The organism is Pseudomonas sp. BNK-15 (assembly GCF_047456105.1).
GTDB lineage: Bacteria > Pseudomonadota > Gammaproteobacteria > Pseudomonadales > Pseudomonadaceae > Aquipseudomonas > Aquipseudomonas putida_E.
On sequence record NZ_CP179898.1, the window covers coordinates 5,177,726 to 5,196,481 of the forward strand.

The window sequence follows — 18,756 nt, forward strand, 5'->3', positions numbered from 1 at the left end:
ATACTAGTTAATCGTAGGAAAAGTCCTAGCAAGAGACTATTCACGGATTGTCGGGGAGGACCATCAAGCTGTGAACTCTCGAAAAAAAACCCGAGCCAAGCCCGGGTTTCCTTTAGATCCAGCGTATATCAGCCCGCCGCCAAGTCCAGCACCACTCTGCCGCCACAAGGACACTCATCCATATACCGGTGCGCTTCAACCACTTGATCAAACGGATACACCTTGATGATCTGCGGTGTCAGCAACTGGTCTGCCGTGAACTGGTTGATATCACGCAGGGCACGCTGCAGCGCAACCTGGTCCTGACTAATGCCCAGTTCCGGCTTGCCGGTGAAGTTACCGATGCAGTGAACGTAGAACTGGATGTTCTTCTGGAACGCCGCACAGGCCGGGAATGGTGTCTGGTTACCACCCTGCAGGCCATAAAGCACCAGGCTGCCGCGTGGCGCGAGTACATCGCCGAGCAGTGACATCTGCGGGCCGCCCATGCCGTCGAGGACCATGTCCACACCGCGCCCGTCGGTGTACTTGCCCACCTGCAGGAGCAAGTCCTGCTCTTCGGTGACGATCACCTTGTCAGCGCCCAGGCCCAACAGGTATTCGCGCTGCTCCGGCTCCTTGGTGGCAGCGAACACCTTGAGCCCCAAGGCCTTGCCCAGCTGTACGAAGGCGGGCCCTGCGCAATGGCTGGCATCGGTGACCAGTGCAGTCTGCCCGGCCTTGGCCCTGGCCAGGTCGACGTAGGCGAAGTAAGCGATCAACAGCGGCGTGTAATGCACGCTGGCTTCGATCGGGGTGAGGATGTCCGGGTAACGGGTAATCGCCGTACGCGGCAGAACGATCACATCCCCGTACACCGGGTGATCATTGGCGCTGGTCGCCGGGAAGCTGGCCACCCGGTCGCCCACTGCAATGTCATCGACACCTTCACCCACCGCAGTCACCACACCGGCCATCTCGTGGCCGATCCCCGCTGGCAGGCGGGCCTGGGACGGCGCCAGGTTCTGCCGCCAAAGCACGTCGTACCAGCTCACGCCAATGGCCTCGACGCGGATCTGCACCTCGCCGACAGCAGCTGACGGTTCGGCCTGCTCCTCGCAGCGGAGCACTTCGGCAGCGCCGAACTTGTGGAACCGGATCATGCGGGACATCGCATACCTCGCCTTTGTGAATCTCGTATTACCACGGACTTTATCCGGGCTTTTGCCGTTAGACCATCAGTGGCTATTAATAGTCGACATGCCTGTCATCGATTGGGCACCTTACATTTCTGTGCATTGGCCCCACAAATCGGTGCAGGTTAACAGCCTTTGGCCTTAAGATTCACCCCTGCCCCACTTTAGGCGAAGCGCACCGATGAATCGAAACGACCTGCGTCGCGTAGACCTCAACCTGCTGATCGTGTTCGAAACCCTGATGCATGAGCGTAGCGTGACCCGTGCCGCCGAGAAGCTGTTCCTCGGCCAGCCGGCGATCAGCGCGGCGCTGTCGCGCCTGCGCAACCTGTTCGACGACCCGCTGTTCGTGCGCACCGGCCGCAGCATGGAGCCGTCAGCGCGAGCACATGAAATCTTCGCCCTGCTGTCGCCGGCGCTGGATTCCATCTCCACCGCGGTCAGCCGCGCCGCCGAATTCGACCCGGCCACCAGCAACGCGGTGTTCCGCATCGGCCTGTCGGACGACGCCGAATTCGCCCTGTTGCCGCAGCTGCTCAAGCGCATCCGCGCCGAGGCGCCCGGCATCGTGCTGGTAGTGCGCCGGGTCAATTACCTGCTGATGCCTACCCTGCTGGCCTCCGGTGAGATCTCGGTGGGGGTGAGCTACACCAGCGAACTGCCCGCCAACGCCAAGCGCAAGGTGCTGCGCCGCAGCATGCCCAAGCTGCTGCGTGCCGACAGCGTGCCCGGCAGCATCACCCTCGACGACTTCTGCGCACGGCCGCATGCACTGGTGTCGTTCGCAGGTGACTTGTCCGGTTTCATCGACGAAGCGCTGGAAGAGATCGGCCGCAAGCGCCATGTGGTCCTGGCCGTGCCGCAATTCAACGGCCTGGGCAGCCTGCTGGCGGGCACCGACATCGTTGCCACGGTGCCCGATTACACCGCTGATGCATTGACTGCTGCGGGCGGGTTGCGGGCTGAAGACCTGCCGATAGCGGTGCGCAGCTTCGAGTTGCACATGGCCTGGCGAGGGGCGCAGGACAATGACCCGGCGGAGCGCTGGTTAAGGTCGCGGATACAGATGTTCTTTGGGGATCCGGATAGCCTGTAAAAAATAGCGAGCTCGGTCGGCAAGGCCATTTACAAACTCATTGCCGCCCGTGATGCCAAATCAACATATGGATACTTGGCAGAACCCATGGTGAAGATGATAAACGCCATGAATTTGTCACCATCGATAGCATGCCGGGCAATACATACAACAACTAGACGCCATCTACCCTAATGGCTACTCGGACTAACAACCCTCTACATCTGAAATCATAGGGATATCCAGAATCGCAGCACAACAAACATTGCGTGAATTAATTTTACATATTCCTGCGAATTTTCTGACAGCTAATTCGGCGCCACTATTCAACCCCCACAAACCCTTGAAAGAAACGCTTGACATTAAAGTTAGGCCTTGACCATATTCAACCTCACCAACCAATCACTCACTATCGACACTGACCAGAACTTAAAAGCAGGTCAGGCTCTTCACGCTAACAGGTCGCTGAAGGCCAAATACAAGCCGCCTCGGGCCTTCAGTGTGTGGCCCCGTGGCTGGTTGGCGGGAGGCCGCCCAGAGTCAGAAGACTGTTCAAATCCGATCTCTGTCAGATTGCCCTAATCCCTCGCACCGGCGGCAGATGAAATTCAGTAGGCCGAGTGATATCCAACAAAAACGCATGAGTCGAGCGGTTGATTGCCACTCGGCGCCAGTAACTTCGAGGAGCGTCTATGCGACAGCAGTATGATCCCGCCTGGGTCGAAAGCACGGTTCAGGCCAAATGGCTTCGCGATGAAGTCTTCAAGGCTGTCGAAGACCAAAGCCGGCCAAAATTCTATGCCTGCTCCATGCTGCCATACCCTTCCGGGAAGCTGCACATGGGCCATGTGCGCAATTATACGATCAATGACATGCTGGCCCGCCACTTGCGGATGAAGGGCTACAACGTCCTGATGCCAATGGGGTGGGATGCATTCGGCCTTCCGGCGGAAAACGCCGCAATGCAGTCGGGCGTGCCTCCAGCCGAATGGACTCGAATGAACATCGCCGACATGAAATCCCAGATGCAACCGCTCGGCCTGGCGTTCGACTGGTCGCGGGAAATTGCCACCTGCGATCCGCAATACTACAAGTGGAACCAGTGGTTCTTCCTGAAGCTGCTGGAAAAGGGCGTGGCCTACAAGAAAACTCAGATCGTCAACTGGGACCCCATCGACCAAACCGTGCTGGCCAATGAGCAAGTGGTAGATGGACGGGGCTGGCGATCAGGGGCACTGGTGGAGAAGCGCGAGATTCCCGGCTACTACCTGCGCATTACGCAGTATGGCGAAGAGCTGCTGTCGGCTATCGATACCCTGGAAGGCTGGCCGGCCATGGTTCGCAGCATGCAACGCAACTGGATTGGCAAGGCCAGTGGCACGCGCCTGGCCTTCCTCCACGCGATCGAAGATGCCAGCGGGCAGTTGATCAACGCGGGCAAGCTGTGGGTATTCACCACGCGCGTCGAAACGCTGATGGGTGTGACTTTCTGCGCTGTTTCCCCTGATCATCCCCTGGCCCAGCGAGCCATCGCGCTTGAGCCTGGGCTCGAACCACAGGTGCAGGCGTGTCGGCAGTCGGCACAGGCCAGCCCTGCCGCTGGTGCACAAGCGAAGCTCGGCATCCCGAGCGGCTTGCACGTCGAGCACCCATTGACTGGCGAGCCAGTCGCCGTCTGGATCACCAATTATGTGCTCGATGAGTACGGCGAAGGCGCCTTGATGGGAGTGCCGGCCCACGATGAGCGTGATTTCGACTTTGCACGGCAGTACGGCTTGCCCGTGCGCCCCGTCATCACTGTCGAAGGGGCGGCCTATGACCCTGCCGCATGGTCGGATCGCTATGCCAGTCGGGAAGGTCGCCTGATCAATTCAGGCGCGTACGATGGCCTCACTGTGGAGCAGGCGTCCCTGGCGATCTTCGATGCCCTGGCCGAGCGCGGATGCGGGGAGCAAACCATCACCTGGCGTTTGCGTGACTGGGGCATCTCCCGGCAGCGTTACTGGGGAACACCGATTCCAATCATCCATTGCGAATGCTGTGGCGATGTTCCGGTGCCTTACGCAGACCTGCCAGTGGTATTGCCGACTGACTGCATTCCCGACGGCAGTGGCAACCCGCTTCAGCAGCATGATGCGTTCCGCCACGTCGCATGCCCGCGTTGTGCCGCGCCCGCGCTTCGGGAGACGGACACCATGGATACCTTCGTCGACTCCAGTTGGTACTTCATGCGCTACTGCGACCCGGACTGCCATACCGCAATGGTCGGATCTGGCAATCGCTACTGGATGCCCATCGACCAGTACATCGGCGGCATCGAACATGCGGTTCTGCACCTGCTCTACGCCAGGTTCTGGACCAAGGCGATGCGCGACGAGGGATTGGTTGACTTCAGTGAGCCGTTCAAGAACCTGTTCACTCAGGGCATGCTGCTGCGGGAGAGTTACTACCGCAAGGCCGAAGACGGCAGCCGGCGCTGGTTCTACCCGTCCGAGATATCGGTTCACTACGATGAGAAGGGCCGTCCGGTCAACGCCACAGCGATCGAGGATGGCATGCCCGTATGCCTGGGCGGCGTGGAGAAGATGTCCAAATCGAAGAACAACGTGGTCGAGCCCAAGGAGATCATCAACCGATTCGGCGCGGACACCGCCCGCCTGTTCACCATTTTCGCAGGGCCTCCGGACCAGAGCACGATCTGGAGCGACAGCGGTGTCGAAGGGGCTTATCGCTTCCTGCGCCGTCTCTGGAACTTTGCCGTTGACGAGCAAGCTCGCTGGAACGAAGTTGACGACCTGGCGACGGATGCCGCGCAAGCTAGCCGTGTACGTTTCGAGACCCATGGCTTGCTGCAACAGATCAATTACGATTATGAGCGCCTGCAGTACAACACCGTCGTATCGGGCGCGATGAAGATGCTCAAGGTGCTCGAAGGAGCCCGCGGCGCTGGCCGCCAAGTCTGCCGGGAGACCATGTCCATTCTCCTCCAGGTGCTGCATCCGGTGACGCCGCATATTTCCCAAGTACTATGGGAAGAGCTGGCGTTCCCTGGCGCGATCTATGACAGTGCCTGGCCGACCCCAGACAGCGAAGCGCTGAAACGGGATGAAGTGAGGATGATGGTGCAGGTCAATGGCAAGCTGCGTGGGGAAATCCTCGTCCAGGCAGACGCCGACCATGACACGATCCGTCGCCAGGCACTCTGCGATGCGGTGTTGAGCAAATATCTGGAAGGCGCTGAGAGAATGATAGTGGTACCTAACAGATTGGTGAACTTCATCGTCTGACCTTGCTGACTGCCCCTGAAGACGCCAGGTCAGTGCGACTCAAGGTCCAGGACCAAAACGCTTGAAACGGCGGCTGACCCGCGCAGGCAAGCATATCAGTTGAAACTTTCCTAAACCGCGCCAAGTCCAGACCCCTATCGACCAGCGAACGGGAGAAGGCAATGACAGGCACGGTAGGCGACTTTCTGGTAGAGCGCTTGTATCAATGGGGGGTGCGGCGCATCTTCGGCTACCCCGGCGACGGTATCAACGGTGTATTCGGCGCGTTGAGCCGGGCCAACGGCAAGATTGAATTCATCCAGGCCCGCCACGAGGAAATGGCAGCATTCATGGCCTGCGCCCATGCCAAGTTCACCGGTGAACTGGGCGTGTGCATTGCCACCTCCGGGCCTGGCGCATCGCACTTGCTCACCGGGCTGTATGACGCCCGCATGGACCACATGCCAGTGCTGGCCATCGTCGGCCAGCAAGCCCGAGCGGCTTTGGGCGGCCACTATCAACAGGAACTGGACTTGCTGTCGATGTTCAAGGATGTGGCCGGTGCATTCGTGCAACAAGCCTCCACACCCTCGCAGGTACGCCATTTACTCGACCGTGCCGTGCGCACTGCCGTCGGCGAACGGCGTGTGACGGCGGTGATCCTGCCCAATGACCTGCAGGACCTGCCCTACCAGGAACCGGCCCGCGCCCATGGCACCGTGCATTCCGGCGTTGGTTACAGCAAGCCCAAGGTGGTGCCCTACGACAGCGACCTGCAGCGTGCCGCCGAGGTACTCAACGCTGGGCGCAAAGTGGCCATTCTGGTCGGAGCCGGTGCCTTGCAGGCTACCGAAGAGATCATCGAAATCGCCGACACACTCGGCGCAGGTGTGGCAAAGGCGCTACTGGGCAAGGCCGCCTTGCCCGATGACCTGCCGTGGGTGACCGGCGCCATCGGCTTGCTGGGCACCGAACCGAGCTACCAGCTGATGGCCGAATGCGACACCTTGCTGATGATCGGCTCAGGGTTCCCCTATTCCGAGTTCCTGCCCAAGGAGGGCCAGGCCCGTGGGGTGCAGATCGACCTTCAGCCAGACATGCTAAGCCTGCGTTACCCGATGGAGGTTAACCTGCTGGGTGATGCAGGGGAGACCTTGCGCGCGTTGCTGCCATTGCTCGAGACAAAATCCGACCGCCGCTGGCGTAAGAAAGTCGAAGGCTGGCGCGCACGTTGGGACAAGACCCTGGCCAAACGCGCAATGGTCAAGGCGGACCCGATAAACCCGCAACGCGTGGTGTACGAGCTGTCCCCTCGCCTGCCCGACAACACCCTGGTGACCAGCGACTCCGGTTCCTGCGCTAACTGGTATGCCCGTGACCTGCAAATTCGGCAAGGCATGCAGTGCTCGCTGTCAGGCGGCCTGGCCTGCATGGGCGCCGCGGTACCGTACGCCATCGCCGCCAAGTTCGCCCATCCGCAGCGCCCGGTGGTTGCACTGGTCGGCGATGGCGCGATGCAGATGAGCAACCTGGCCGAGCTGATTACCGTAGCCAAGTACTGGCAGCAGTGGGAGAACCCGCAATGGATCTGCGCGGTGTTCAATAACGAGGACCTCAACCAGGTCACCTGGGAGCAACGTGTGATGGAGGGCGATCCCAAGTTCGAGGCGTCCCAGACGATCCCTGACGTGCCTTATCACCTGTTTGCCATCTCCATCGGCCTGGAGGGCATTTTCGTCGACCGTGAAGATGACGTCGCAACGGCCTGGGAACGCGCGCTAAGCGCCGATCGGCCGGTATTGATCGAGTTCAAGACCGACCCCAACGTGCCGCCCTTGCCGCCTCATATCAAACTCGAACAGGCGAAGAAACTCGCCGGCTCTTTGTTCAAGGGCGACCCGGACCAGCCCAGCGTCATGGTCCAGACAGCCAAGCAGGTATTGAGCTCGGTGCTTCCCGGCAAGAAGTGACGCAATCCTCTGGCCAGCAATCAGCCAAGCAGGCGTGAGTGATAGCAACGATGACGCGCCGAGCAAACAGACACGCGCTGCAGGGGCGCAGCGCGCCAGCTTGCCCGGTGTGCATCGATACATACCATTGGCGCCCGTGACATCGCCCCATAGAGCACGGATCTTTGGAAGCGTAGCTAGAACAGAGATATTTATTTTTGAGACAGTACACTAGTGCATTGTTCGGCGAAAAAGTCAGCGCCCTTGACGTTTTATCGTGCGCCTTGAGTTCTGAGCAAAAACCTCGATCTCGATCCGGCTGCCATCCAGTCATAGAGACCGTTTCCACTTACTGCTTCAGGGTTCAGTAGCATCGATGACGACCATCGATGCCTGGCTTTCAATTTCCTGTGGTGCGATCTGCAACGCGGGACGTCCGTAAAACAACAATGCGCTCGTCCAGGCAGTTAGCCAGACGAAAATCCCGGCCCAGAAGGTATGTGACATATAGTGCCAGCCTTGCAATACACGGGTGGTGCCGTACACGAAGCCGAGCGAGAGGATGACTACCAGGAGTTTGCGTGTATGCGGCCATCGGTGTCGGAGGGCCACGAAATAAACGGCCAACAACGTAAAGGCACTGGAGGCATGGCCGCCCGGCCAGCACCGGCCAGCGGGGGCCTTATCCAGCCAATGGAAGTGGGTGAACCACTCCTTATGGGGTGCTGCTCCGCCGTAAAGAGTTGTCTCCACTGGACAGTAGATGCCGGTGTGGCTCTTAAGGTAGTGGATCACTCCAGTGCATGCCGCGAACGTCACCACAACATAGAAAAAGTCTCTGCGATAACGTGTGGTAAATCGCAAAGCAGTCCCGATGCGGGTTGCTTGAAAAAGCCGGCTTGAGACCAGGTGAGGAAACTTCGCGCTCAGCGGCCAGACAAAGGAAAGCAGGCTGCCAATAATCGCCAGTTCCCCTGTCCAGTTCGGCAGAACGCGTGGCAGCTTGTGGGTTGCTTTTTCGAACCATTGATTGTGCAGCAATGGGAATTGGCCGGTCGCTGGATCGAGCAGCAAATTACTGATCTGTTGGTCCAGGTGAGTTATATCGAATAGCAGGAAGACGATCACGGCCAGCAACAGCGGTATGCCCAGGTTGCTCGCATAGAAGGCAGTACGGCGAGAAAGCTGCATGCTTACAGTCCTGTGCTGGAAACAAGGTGGTTCCAGACACTGGCGTTCATCTGTCCAAGAATGCGTGCTTTGCCCTTATCGGCCACAGAGATAAACAGCGCGCTGGCGTAAGCGCTGGAGCGTTCTCCCCCAGCCACTTTAAAGTGCCGCTCCAGCTGGTCGATGCAACCGCTGTGGGTAATCAATACCAGGTTGCGCCCGCTGTTCTTATGGCTAAGCGCGGCGTCGGCGAAGCCCTTGTTGCATTGGCTCAGCCAGTCTTGTGTGAGAATCGGCCCGCCGAAGATGAAGTGGGCCGTCTGCTGAGTGCGAACTTTCGGGCTGCTCAGGAGTTCGGCATTCTCCAGGCCAAGCCGTGCAAGCCCCTTGCCGACATCGGTGGCCATCTGGCTACCGGCGACAGTGATGCCCGCCGGGTCATCCAGGCAGGCGTTATGCGAGCGGTCACAGCGCTCGGCGTGACGGATCAGCACCATCACCTCGCCCTTGGCCCATTGTGTGTAGATCCCGCTATCGTGCATCTCCTTCGCACTACTTACATCTAATACCTGCGCTTGAGAGGCATACCATGTGGAAACGGCAGCAAGCGCAATAAGAGCGCCTATCGCAGCTTTCTTCAGATTGCTTGCGTGAAATCGGCGTTCTTGTGAACGCTGAGGAACAGCGTGACGCTGCATGATGCCTTGCTGCATGGTGTCGCTCCGAAAAGTAGACGAGGCAGGCAGCAACCAGGCGCGTGCCCCTATGAGTCGCGGCACTGTAGGGAGGCATGCATGGCACGACAGTGAAGCCCATGTGAAAAAAACCTGAAAGGAGGGGCGCGGCGGTTCATGGTTTTTTCGACGACTTTCTCAATGTGCTGCCCCATGCTTGGGCCTTTTCATGTCTCCATTCGCGATCCGCCTGGCTATCGAGTTTCAAGTTTCGCTCTATGTCGCTGGCAGCACTGGCCTGGCACTGGCGAAAGCCATCGTCCCAACCCGTAGCGTATTGCGGGTCTTGGAGGTAGGTGCTGACCTTTTTTCGGAATTCACCCAGTGCTCCGGCCGCTTGTCGACCGCTTGCACACCCATCATCGAAGCCGCTGACAAAGGGCGCGGGATAACCTTCAGCCAGTAGGCGCTGACTGGTGCTCTGACATCCGCTCAGCAACGCAAGCGCGAAACAGACAGCTGCCCCCATACAGGCAGTGTGCTGCCAATACCGCAAAATACTCATCTAATGCCCCTGAATGCCGCGAGATTTCTGATTGGCGTGCCGATAACGCGTTCAAGCTGGCACTTCTCGATTGCTCGAACTGTAAGTGCGGACAGATTGGGGCGCGGTGAAGCGGATGTGAAAAAAGTCTGCGTCGAACCGAGCGGGATCATTCCACACTGCGCACCTCGTCGCCTCCTCGCACTGGTGTTTCTTCGATGCCATCAGCGCTCGGCCGATAGAGCAGCCATCGGTAGCACAACACCGCTATCAGCCAGTCGATCAACAGGGTCCAGACATTGTGAGAAAGAAAGTGCGCGCCTTGCAGCATCCTGCCCACCGATAGCAGCGTCCCAAGTCCCAAGGCCAGGGCAAGAACCACCCGGCCGGCCCGTGGATGGCGGTCGCGCAACGCGAAATACAGGGCCAGGAGGCCAAATCCAGTGGAGGCATGCCCGCCCGGCCAGCATCGGCCCGGCTTGGGCGAGTCCACGCGGTCTGCTAGCAGGGGAACATAAGGTTCGCTGCCACCAAACGCCTGCAAGCTCCACGGGCATTGCACTTCGGTCAGTGCCTTGAGCGGCGTCACGATACTGGTGCACAGCCCGATCGTCAGAACGGCGTAGCCCAACGGTCTTTGCCACAGCCGAAATTTCGGGTTCACCAAGCTGGCCACCAGGCCGGCGATCAATACCAGGGCAAACAGGATGACGACCTGTTTGACACGTTCATGCAGCACGGTTTCCAGCCAGTAACTGTGCCGGCCATAGAACCCGAAACCGGGAATATAGGACATCCGCGCAAAATAGAAATCGATGGTAGTTACGTTGGAAGCAAGCATCGCCATCATGGCCAAAATCGGCAGTCCGACTGCAAGTCTAAAGTTAAAAGGGCGGGATACAGGCACTGCATGTAATGAGAATCTTTTCATGTAATCAATTCCAGAACCGTGACGCCTTCTCACTAACAAGCCGTGGCTTTTCACGAATACTTAACATTTTGTCGACACACCAGCGACTGCCAGGAACATCAAATGCAAGCCCGTTGTTGGGCCAGCCCACCTGACAATGCTAGCCATGGCCTTTAGGAAAGCGCTCGAATGAAACTGCTGATCGTTGAAGACAATTGTGACATCCATGACAACCTTGTTGATTTTTTCGAACTCAGGGGGCACGCCGTCGAGGGCGCACGTGATGGCCTGACCGGTTTGCACCTGGCCGAGACCGGATGCTTTGACGCGATCATCCTCGATATAATGCTACCTGGCATTGATGGTAACGAGATCTGCCACCTTTTACGCATGCGCTCCAAGTCGCCGGCCGCCATCATCATGCTCACCGCGCGAGATGAGTTGGATGATCGGCTGATGGGTTTCAAAGCAGGGGCCGACGACTACGTGGTGAAGCCTTTCGCCATGGCCGAGATACTTGCCCGGCTCGAAGCCATCCTTTACCGGCGTACCGGACATAACGGCCGCAAGCTTCACTTGCTTGATCTCGAACTCGATCTGGACACGCTGGAAGTCCATAGAGGGAACACGCTGGTCAATCTCAGTTCCGCCAATCTGAAGATACTCGAACTGCTGATGCGAAGTAGCCCCGCCATCGTCAAGCGTAAGACACTTGAAGAGTTGCTCTGGGGATCGACCTGGCACAATAGGAAAGGCGACAGTATCCGCAACCATATCCATCAAATCAGGCAGGCCGTGGACAAGCCGTTCGCTAAAAAACTGCTGCATACCGTGCGCGGTGATGGCTACAAGATCTGCAGTCCGGACCCTTGAACATTCAGCGAGGTTGCCGCTACGGATCCTAAGTCGCTCAGCGTGGTCTTGAGGTTATCAACTTGTGAAAAAAATGTGATGTCGCCTAAGCATCGACCAAGCACCGTCGACCTTGAGCTTGGCCTGGTACCGTAGCCATTTGAACAGACATCTTTTCACTGACGTTTTCACAAAAACGCCACGGAACATGCCCTAACTTGCGCGCCCATGCCCCCAACGCAAGTCTGCGTTGATGCCCCGGTTTTGATTGCGTAGGGTTTTATGTTCAAGATAAAAGCAGTGCGTCCTGCCTTGGTAACAATGCTTGCCAGTGTCTTTCTGTTAATGGGATTCAATGCACCGCTCTGGGTGCATTTGGTTTCCATTACGGAGCCAAATGGATCGGGCATGATGATGCGGTTCGCTTTCGCTCTGTTGATAGCGTGCGCATTCAACCTGCTTATTACACTATTCACGTTCGGTCGCACATTGAAACCGACACTCATACTGCTCTTCATCATCAGTGCGGGTGCAGCCTACTTCATGAACCAATATGGCGTACTGATCGATGTCGGCATGATCCGCAATGTCGCGCAAACCGATACCAGCGAAGTCCAGGCCCTGCTGTCGACAACCTTGCTGGGCTACCTGCTGGCGCTGGGCGTGCTGCCTGGCTACATCCTTTGGAAAACGCCCATCCATTACCGTCCATGGCCTCAGGAGCTGGTTGGTAAAGGCCTGACAGTGCTGCTCTGCGTATCGCTGATCGGTGGCGTCAGCCTCCTCAACTACAAGGGCTTGTCTTCATTGTTTCGCAACCATCACGAGTTGCGCCTCATGATCGTGCCGAGCAATGTCATCGGTGCTTCGATCAGCTATGCACGCGAAGAACTCAAGACGGCGCAGCAACCCTTCATGCCGATTGCGCAGGACGCACGACTCGATGGCAGTTGGGCGCGCCACTCGCGCAAGTCCCTTACTGTGCTCGTCGTGGGCGAGAGCGCGCGGGCGGCAAACTTCGGCATCCTCGGCTATCCACGGGATACAACTCCCGAGTTGAACAAGGAAGACGGCCTGGTCGCATTCAGCCATGTCACTTCATGTGGCACGGAAACCGCAGTTTCTGTCCCCTGCATGTTTTCCAACATGGGCCGCAAGCACTATGACGTGGCCCGGGCAAAAAACCAGGAGGGTCTGCTCGACGTGCTCAAGCGTGCGGGCCTGGCGGTTATATGGCGCGATAACCAGTCTGGCTGCAAGGGCACCTGCGATCGCGTCATGCGGCAAGACGTCAGCAAGAACAAAGATTCACTGCTGTGCGCCGACCACGAATGCCGGGACGAGATCCTGCTGCAAGGACTGCAGCCACTGATCGATCATCTCGACAAGGACACCGTTCTGGTCCTGCATCAGATGGGCAGCCACGGCCCTGAGTATTTCAAGCGCTATCCTGGCGCGTTCGAACGATTCACGCCGGTATGCCACAGCAATGCGCTTGAAACATGCAGCCGGGAAAGCATTGTCAACGCCTACGACAACACCATCGCCTACACCGATCATGTGCTGGCTACCCTGATCGACGTGCTACGTCGCAACGGGGACAAGGTAGACAGCGCCATGATCTATCTGGCCGACCACGGCGAGTCGCTTGGGGAATACAACATTTATCTTCACGGAACGCCCTATCTGTTTGCACCAGAGGAGCAGAAGCATGTGCCGATGATCACCTGGTTCTCCGAGGGCTATCAACGCGCGTTACAGCTCGACGGCCGCTGCCTGCAGGCCAAGCGCGATGCTGCGCTCAGCCAAGACAACCTGTTCCATTCCGTGCTGGGGCTGCTGAAGGTGAACACGCTGGTCTACGAGTCATCCCTGGATCTTTTCACAAGCTGCCGGACCCCAATGCCAGTGGGCTAAGCAGAAATGAAAGTAGCAGCACAACCTTGCGAGATGTCTACCCTATTCTGCGTAAAGCTTGGGTTGGCGCGAGTCCAAGCCATAGGCTGTGCGCCTTAGTTAGCTGGCGGGCAGACCGGTTTGCTTCGCCATTTCGGTCACGCAGGCTTTCTCCGCCTTGATTCAGCGACGCACAGTGTTCAGAAGAGCATAGTTTTATAGATAACTATTTCACCTCGAACGCGTCGTAGACCACTGCATTGCCCAAGCGCATTGCGCTACCCACGCCGACCGTACGATTGAGCCATGCGTATTGGGGCGCGGATGTCTCGAAACGCAGGGTGATGCGGAACTGGTACAGGCTGGGATCGACGTCTTCGCCCGCGGCCACCCTCTTCATGACCGCAGCCGGCCCGTAACGGTAGCCTTCGGTACGCAGGTAGATCAGTGCACCATCGTCGGTCTGCAGCAGGTAGCGGGTGTCGATGATCGCCACACCCTCGGGGCTGACAATCTGCCAGTCCGCGCCGTTATTGAGGATGGTGCCCTTGAGCCTGGCCCCCTCGAAACGGCCGCCTGTGATCGGGATGATACGCCGCTTGCCCTGCGCGCTGGTTTCGCCCAGCTCCCACACCGGCGCGACAAGGTCCACCGTAAAGCGCGCCAGGGGTTCGAGCTTGAGCGGGGGCGGAGCGTAACTGGCAGCCTGGGCAAGGCCCGTGCAAACGCCAAGCAGCAGCCCAAGCAATCCTCTGCGAAGGTTCATCATGCTGCCTCCTGCACTGACCGGGCATCGGGATTTGTCGGGTGCGGGCCTGGTGATGCGACCCGGTTTGCTGGGGGGCGTGCTATAGGCGCTTTCATGAGTGCAGATATCCTTTGTTATTGTTAATGGATAATATTGTTAATGATTATTTTTGTTAACCAATGATCTGTCAAGGTTCCTCTGGGTGCTTGCCGCAAAATCTTGAGCACCCTGGGATGAGCGCCGAAGGGCGATCTGGTCACCCGGTGCAGGCTTGGACGCAGCACATGCTACGCTTGAATGAGCTGTGAACAGTGTCTTGGCGCTAGAATCAAGGCCCTGCCCTTCTGCCTTTGATCACCAAAGGTGCTCACATGCCCGAGATCAGGAAACAGGCCAGCTCGCACCTGCAAGCAGATGAGCCCGGCCTTCGGGAACACAAGCGCTTCGCGTCACGAACAGAGCGCCTGGACGCAGGAAAGAAACTGCGCGAAACGGTGCCGCGCTCGTCCCATGCATTCTGGAAACCGACGCACAAGCATCGCGACCCTGTCGACATTCTCGAACAGTCCAACCGCAGCCGGCATCCGGCCTTGGTGCCCGTGCGCTATGGGCGCATGTTGCGTAGCCCGTTCACTTTTCTCAGGGGCTCAGCCGGCTTGATGGCACGCGACCTCGCGACACTTCCCCACACAGGTATTCGCGTTCAGGCCTGCGGTGATTGCCACCTGCTGAATTTTGGATTGTTCGCCACCCCCGAACGTAACCTGATCTTCGACATCAATGATTTTGACGAAACGTTACCCGCCCCTTGGGAGTGGGATATAAAGCGTCTGGCAACCAGTTTTGCCGTAGCCGCCCGCGATAACCGCCTCATCGATGAAGATGCCAGGCGTCTGGCTATGGAATGCGTTCGCGCCTACCGGGAACGCATGCGCGAATTGACGACGATGAGCCCGCTGGAAATCTGGTACGACCGCCTCGATGCACAAACGCTCATCGATATGGCCCCTAGTCTCAAATACCGTAAAGCACGTGAACAGTTGATGGCCAAGGCCAGGACTCGCATCGGCGACTACCTGTACCCACAAATCAGTGACGAAGTGGGCGGCCGGCGACGCCTGGTCGATCAGCCGCCGATTCTTTTTCATGTCGATGAAGCCGACTTCATCAACCGGGTGCACCTTGCGCTGGAGGATTATCGTACTTCTCTGCTGCCTGAACGCCGGGTCCTGTATGACCGTTATCGCCTGGAAGACTTTGCCATGAAGGCAGTGGGTATCGGCAGCGTCGGCACCTATTGCTTCGTCGGTTTGTTCTTTTCAGCGCAAAACAACCCATTGCTCCTGCAATTCAAACAGGCTTGTCCTTCTGTGCTTGAACCCTATGCGGGCAAGAGCGAATTTGTAAACCAGGGCCAACGGGTGGTCACGGGCCAACGGCTTATGCAATCTGCCAGTGACATTTTTCTCGGATGGACCGAGAGCGCCAAGGGCCGGCAGTTTTTTGTCCGGCAATTGCGCGACATGAAAATGTCACTACCTGTAGAAGGTGCATCACTCGAACAGATGATGATGTACGCCGAGGTATGCGGCATTACCTTGGCGCGCGCGCATGCAAAATCAGGTGACGCCGCCTTGATCAGTGGCTATCTGGGTAAATCGAACACCTTTGATCAGGCCATAGGCGATTTTTCACTCGCCTACGCCGAGCAGAATGCGAAGGACTACGCGGCACTGATCAGCGCTGAGAAAAAAGGAAGAATCAAGGCACTGCGCGAAGACTAATGTTGCGGCGCCAGCCGTTCACGGTCATCCGGCAACACGTAAAGGCTCTGCAACAGTTTGTCCTGCGCTGTTTGTACCCCCAGGTAGCGTACGAACAAGGCTTCCCCATCGGGGCCGGACAGCGCCTGACTCAGCGCGGTATCGACCAACAGGCGAAAACCATCATCGCCACGGGCCATGGCCAGTGCGACACGGCTCGTGACAAACAGGTGATCCGGGATCCATAACCGGTCGCGCTCAGGCTGCTGGCTCTGCAGGGAAAGCAAAATCATCCTCTCGCCAAAAAACGCATCGACCTTGCGCTCGACCACCCGGCGCACACCCTCCTGGTAACTGGACACCTCTTCAAGCCTGGACTGCAGGCCAAGCTTGCGAATACGCTCCCGCGCCCACTGACTGCTCAGCGTGCCGCGCAGCACTGCAAAACTGTGCTTGCTCAACCCCGCATTGAGGGTTGCGCGCCACCTGGGGCCGGTATCGACAGGCTTACCGCGCAGTGGCTCCAGAAGGCTGGCCGGTGCATCACGCCGCACCAGCACCGCAAGGCCGGTGGTGAATACCGGTATGGAAAAATTCAGGGTTTCCCGTCTTTTGATCGTTTCCACCATCGGCGTGCACAGCAGATCAACCGTTCCCTCGCTCAAGGCGCGGACGGCTTGCTCCTGCGGCACCACATGCCAATGCACTTGCAAGTCGGCAAGGCCAGGTGACTGGCGGAGGTGTTGAGCCACTGCCTGACACAATTCGATGCCATACCCTTGAGGTGACTGGGTACTGCCTGAAGAAAACGGGGCAAGGTCTGCGATGAACCCCAGATTGAGGACCGGACTGTCGCGCAGCCGGCTCAGCTTGTCGGTCACTGCTTCAGCGCTGCACACCGCCGCAAACGGCACCGAGAGGGCCAGGCACAGGGCAACCCATTTCGACCTGCGCATCATGGCGCACCTCCAATCAAGTCCAGCACCTTGACGAAACGTTTGGCGATGAAGCCGAACAGCAGGTAACCCAGCGCCATGATCAGCGCAGCGCCAAACACCGCTTCCAGGCCCGAGGCATAGAGCGCATAGAAGCAATAGCACACCGCAACCAGCATGATTGCGCTGTTACGGCGGAAGATCTTTATATCCACCTGGGCCTTGTACATGATCACCAGCAACCCGGTCAGGGAGGTGATGTAGGGAATGATGTTGGTCACTGCCGCCAGGTTGACCAGCTTGCTGAACTGGGCGCTGGCATTGGGCGAAATGGTCGACAACGCAATCAGGCTCTGCAAGACCGCGCAGGTCAGCATGCCCGCCAGTGGCGCGCCCCTGGCAGTAACGCGGGTGAACAACGTGGGAAACAGCCCTTGCTCGGCGGTAACCTTGGCCGTTTCGGCCAGGGTGAACTGCCACCCCAGCAATGAACCGACACAGGCGATGACTGCCAACCCCATGATCACGTTACCGACCGTGTCATTGAACATGCGCGCATAGACCAGTGCAAAGGGTGCGCTGGAATTCGCAAGTTCGGGGTTTGGCACGATCCCCTGGATGACGGTGGTCGACAGGATATAGATCACCGCTGCGCCCAGTGTGCCGAACAGGCATGCAAGCGGCACATTGCGCTTGGGGTTCTCCACCGCATCCGAATTTTGCGCGGCCGACTCCATGCCCAGAAAGGCCCACAGCGTCAGGGGGATACTGCCGGTGATCGCCTGGCTCACCGGTATGCTGTCGGGGTTCCAGGCATCGGTAAACGTCTGCGGGTTGAACCAGTACCAACCCACGAAACTCAGGCCGGCCACAGGAATGATGACGCCCCAGACACTGATCGCGCCTAGCTTGCCGGTTATGTTCGCACCGCCGACATTGGCCAGGGTGCTGAACCAGATCAGCATCACCGTCCCTGCCACCAGCGGGCCTGGCCCTGTACCAAGCCAGGGCAGGAAAGGCGTCAGATAACCCACCGCGGAAATACCAATGGCGACGTTGCCGATCATCAGCGAGAGGAAATACAGGTAGGAGCAGAGGAAGAATGCGGACTTGCCATGGGCCTCTTCGCTGTAGGCCGACATTCCGCCCGAGCGCGTGCAATAGATGCCGCATTGCGCGAAACAGTAGGCGATGGCCATCGAACCCACAGCCGTCACGACCCACGATAGCAGCGACACAGCACCGATCTGCGCCATGCTGGCGGGCAGCATGATGATACCTGAGCCCATCATGTTGACGGTGACCAAAGTGGTCAGCCCGACCAAACCCATTTTCTTTGCTGGATCGCGCACAGGAATGACCTCCGAGAAAACAAGCCGGCTTCGATAGCGTTTCTGACGGTGCGACTGCTCCCCAGCCCGACCCAGGAGGGCCAGAGCCTGATACAGGGTATTGCCCATCACACAGAGCTTGTGCAACCACACTAGCAATGCGTCGGCTGCAGTGGTTATCAAATGTCAAGAATAGTGCGAAGGAGCGTCGGCGCTGATCTTAGGCAATGGTTATTCACGGATTATTGGAAAGGCTGGTTATCGAGCGGATGCAGGATGACGAGACATGCAGGACGCCGGCCGGCATTACAAGCAGTCACGCCCGACCGCAAAAAGAATCAGATTTATCCCCTTTCTTGTAGTCCATTTCCCAAAGATACTCGCTACGCCTGTTTTTCGTTGCGGTCGTTATTTCTGAGTTTTAGGCTCGGTGGGTCGTTGCACATCAACGACCGGCTTTGACAGGCC

14 protein-coding genes are annotated in these 18,756 nt (G+C 58.2%); 6 read left to right on the forward strand and 8 right to left on the reverse strand.

What is annotated here, in order from left to right:
* Nucleotides 1-128: 128 nt before the first annotated feature.
* Complete coding sequence (locus ACMGF5_RS23705; RefSeq protein ID WP_119687177.1) at nucleotides 129-1,151, reverse strand: zinc-dependent alcohol dehydrogenase family protein; 1,023 nt, start codon at nucleotides 1,149-1,151, stop codon at nucleotides 129-131.
* 205 nt (nucleotides 1,152-1,356) lie between these two features.
* Here ACMGF5_RS23705 and ACMGF5_RS23710 point away from each other — a divergent pair, with 205 nt between their 5' ends.
* From ACMGF5_RS23710 to ACMGF5_RS23720, 3 genes are all read left to right on the forward strand, one after another.
* Complete coding sequence (locus tag ACMGF5_RS23710; protein ID WP_012314827.1) at nucleotides 1,357-2,271, forward strand: LysR family transcriptional regulator; 915 nt, start codon at nucleotides 1,357-1,359, stop codon at nucleotides 2,269-2,271.
* Nucleotides 2,272-2,942: 671 nt separating this feature from the next.
* Nucleotides 2,943-5,537, forward strand: a complete 2,595-nt coding sequence (leuS, locus tag ACMGF5_RS23715; RefSeq protein ID WP_119687178.1) for a leucine--tRNA ligase — start codon at nucleotides 2,943-2,945, stop codon at nucleotides 5,535-5,537.
* Between the two features lie 161 nt (nucleotides 5,538-5,698).
* A complete protein-coding gene (locus ACMGF5_RS23720; RefSeq protein ID WP_119687179.1) occupies nucleotides 5,699-7,486 on the forward strand; it encodes a thiamine pyrophosphate-requiring protein in 1,788 nt (595 codons plus the stop codon).
* 336 nt (nucleotides 7,487-7,822) lie between these two features.
* Here the strand turns inward: ACMGF5_RS23720 and ACMGF5_RS23725 are convergent, their stop codons facing one another.
* From ACMGF5_RS23725 to ACMGF5_RS23740, 4 genes are all read right to left on the reverse strand, one after another.
* Nucleotides 7,823-8,656 carry a phosphatase PAP2 family protein gene (locus tag ACMGF5_RS23725; RefSeq protein WP_119687180.1) on the reverse strand — a complete coding sequence of 278 codons (834 nt, stop codon included), beginning with the start codon at nucleotides 8,654-8,656 and terminating at the stop codon, nucleotides 7,823-7,825.
* Nucleotides 8,657-8,658: 2 nt separating this feature from the next.
* Nucleotides 8,659-9,348, reverse strand: a complete 690-nt coding sequence (locus ACMGF5_RS23730) for a histidine phosphatase family protein (RefSeq protein ID WP_046785860.1) — start codon at nucleotides 9,346-9,348, stop codon at nucleotides 8,659-8,661.
* A 136-nt stretch (nucleotides 9,349-9,484) separates the two neighbouring features.
* On the reverse strand, nucleotides 9,485-9,874 hold the full coding sequence (locus ACMGF5_RS23735) for a hypothetical protein (protein ID WP_196996485.1): 390 nt from the start codon (nucleotides 9,872-9,874) through the stop codon (nucleotides 9,485-9,487).
* Nucleotides 9,875-10,022: 148 nt separating this feature from the next.
* Nucleotides 10,023-10,784, reverse strand: coding sequence for a phosphatase PAP2 family protein (locus ACMGF5_RS23740; RefSeq protein ID WP_069974011.1), 762 nt, complete (start codon nucleotides 10,782-10,784; stop codon nucleotides 10,023-10,025).
* Nucleotides 10,785-10,952: 168 nt separating this feature from the next.
* On the opposite strand from ACMGF5_RS23740, the gene ACMGF5_RS23745 reads away from it, so the two are divergent.
* Nucleotides 10,953-11,636 (forward strand): response regulator transcription factor, encoded by a 684-nt coding sequence (locus ACMGF5_RS23745; RefSeq protein WP_012314833.1) that lies wholly within the window; start codon nucleotides 10,953-10,955, stop codon nucleotides 11,634-11,636.
* A 261-nt stretch (nucleotides 11,637-11,897) separates the two neighbouring features.
* Nucleotides 11,898-13,532, forward strand: a complete 1,635-nt coding sequence (locus ACMGF5_RS23750; protein ID WP_012314834.1) for a phosphoethanolamine transferase — start codon at nucleotides 11,898-11,900, stop codon at nucleotides 13,530-13,532.
* Nucleotides 13,533-13,737: 205 nt separating this feature from the next.
* Here ACMGF5_RS23750 and ACMGF5_RS23755 read toward each other — a convergent pair whose 3' ends face one another.
* Nucleotides 13,738-14,280: a DUF3237 domain-containing protein gene (locus ACMGF5_RS23755; RefSeq protein WP_012314835.1), complete on the reverse strand. Its 543-nt coding sequence runs from the start codon at nucleotides 14,278-14,280 to the stop codon at nucleotides 13,738-13,740.
* Between the two features lie 350 nt (nucleotides 14,281-14,630).
* Between ACMGF5_RS23755 and ACMGF5_RS23760 the strand changes: the two genes are divergently transcribed.
* Nucleotides 14,631-16,043: a DUF2252 domain-containing protein gene (locus tag ACMGF5_RS23760; protein WP_414157308.1), complete on the forward strand. Its 1,413-nt coding sequence runs from the start codon at nucleotides 14,631-14,633 to the stop codon at nucleotides 16,041-16,043.
* Here ACMGF5_RS23760 and ACMGF5_RS23765 read toward each other — a convergent pair.
* The gene (locus ACMGF5_RS23765) at nucleotides 16,040-16,981 is read right to left on the reverse strand and encodes a transporter substrate-binding domain-containing protein (protein WP_414157309.1); all 942 of its coding nucleotides are present in this window, start codon (nucleotides 16,979-16,981) and stop codon (nucleotides 16,040-16,042) included. The two genes, ACMGF5_RS23760 and ACMGF5_RS23765, sit on opposite strands and share 4 nt — an antisense overlap.
* On the reverse strand, nucleotides 16,978-18,309 hold the full coding sequence (potE, locus tag ACMGF5_RS23770) for a putrescine-ornithine antiporter (protein ID WP_115274561.1): 1,332 nt from the start codon (nucleotides 18,307-18,309) through the stop codon (nucleotides 16,978-16,980). The genes ACMGF5_RS23765 and potE overlap by 4 nt, the downstream gene beginning before the upstream one ends.
* Nucleotides 18,310-18,756 lie beyond the last annotated feature (447 nt).

What these genes read in the sequence shown, in the direction of transcription:
- ACMGF5_RS23710 (WP_012314827.1), top strand. Translation starts at nt 1,357, where the DNA reads ATGAATCGAAACGACCTGCGTCGCGTAGACCTCAACCTGCTGATCGTG.
- leuS (WP_119687178.1), top strand. Translation starts at nt 2,943, where the DNA reads ATGCGACAGCAGTATGATCCCGCCTGGGTCGAAAGCACGGTTCAGGCC.
- ACMGF5_RS23765 (WP_414157309.1), bottom strand. Translation starts at nt 16,981, where the DNA reads ATGATGCGCAGGTCGAAATGGGTTGCCCTGTGCCTGGCCCTCTCGGTG.
- ACMGF5_RS23720 (WP_119687179.1), top strand. Translation starts at nt 5,699, where the DNA reads ATGACAGGCACGGTAGGCGACTTTCTGGTAGAGCGCTTGTATCAATGG.
- ACMGF5_RS23705 (WP_119687177.1), bottom strand. Translation starts at nt 1,151, where the DNA reads ATGTCCCGCATGATCCGGTTCCACAAGTTCGGCGCTGCCGAAGTGCTC.
- ACMGF5_RS23760 (WP_414157308.1), top strand. Translation starts at nt 14,631, where the DNA reads ATGCCCGAGATCAGGAAACAGGCCAGCTCGCACCTGCAAGCAGATGAG.
- ACMGF5_RS23755 (WP_012314835.1), bottom strand. Translation starts at nt 14,280, where the DNA reads ATGATGAACCTTCGCAGAGGATTGCTTGGGCTGCTGCTTGGCGTTTGC.
- ACMGF5_RS23725 (WP_119687180.1), bottom strand. Translation starts at nt 8,656, where the DNA reads ATGCAGCTTTCTCGCCGTACTGCCTTCTATGCGAGCAACCTGGGCATA.
- ACMGF5_RS23730 (WP_046785860.1), bottom strand. Translation starts at nt 9,348, where the DNA reads ATGCAGCAAGGCATCATGCAGCGTCACGCTGTTCCTCAGCGTTCACAA.
- ACMGF5_RS23740 (WP_069974011.1), bottom strand. Translation starts at nt 10,784, where the DNA reads ATGAAAAGATTCTCATTACATGCAGTGCCTGTATCCCGCCCTTTTAAC.
- ACMGF5_RS23745 (WP_012314833.1), top strand. Translation starts at nt 10,953, where the DNA reads ATGAAACTGCTGATCGTTGAAGACAATTGTGACATCCATGACAACCTT.
- ACMGF5_RS23750 (WP_012314834.1), top strand. Translation starts at nt 11,898, where the DNA reads ATGTTCAAGATAAAAGCAGTGCGTCCTGCCTTGGTAACAATGCTTGCC.
- ACMGF5_RS23735 (WP_196996485.1), bottom strand. Translation starts at nt 9,874, where the DNA reads ATGAGTATTTTGCGGTATTGGCAGCACACTGCCTGTATGGGGGCAGCT.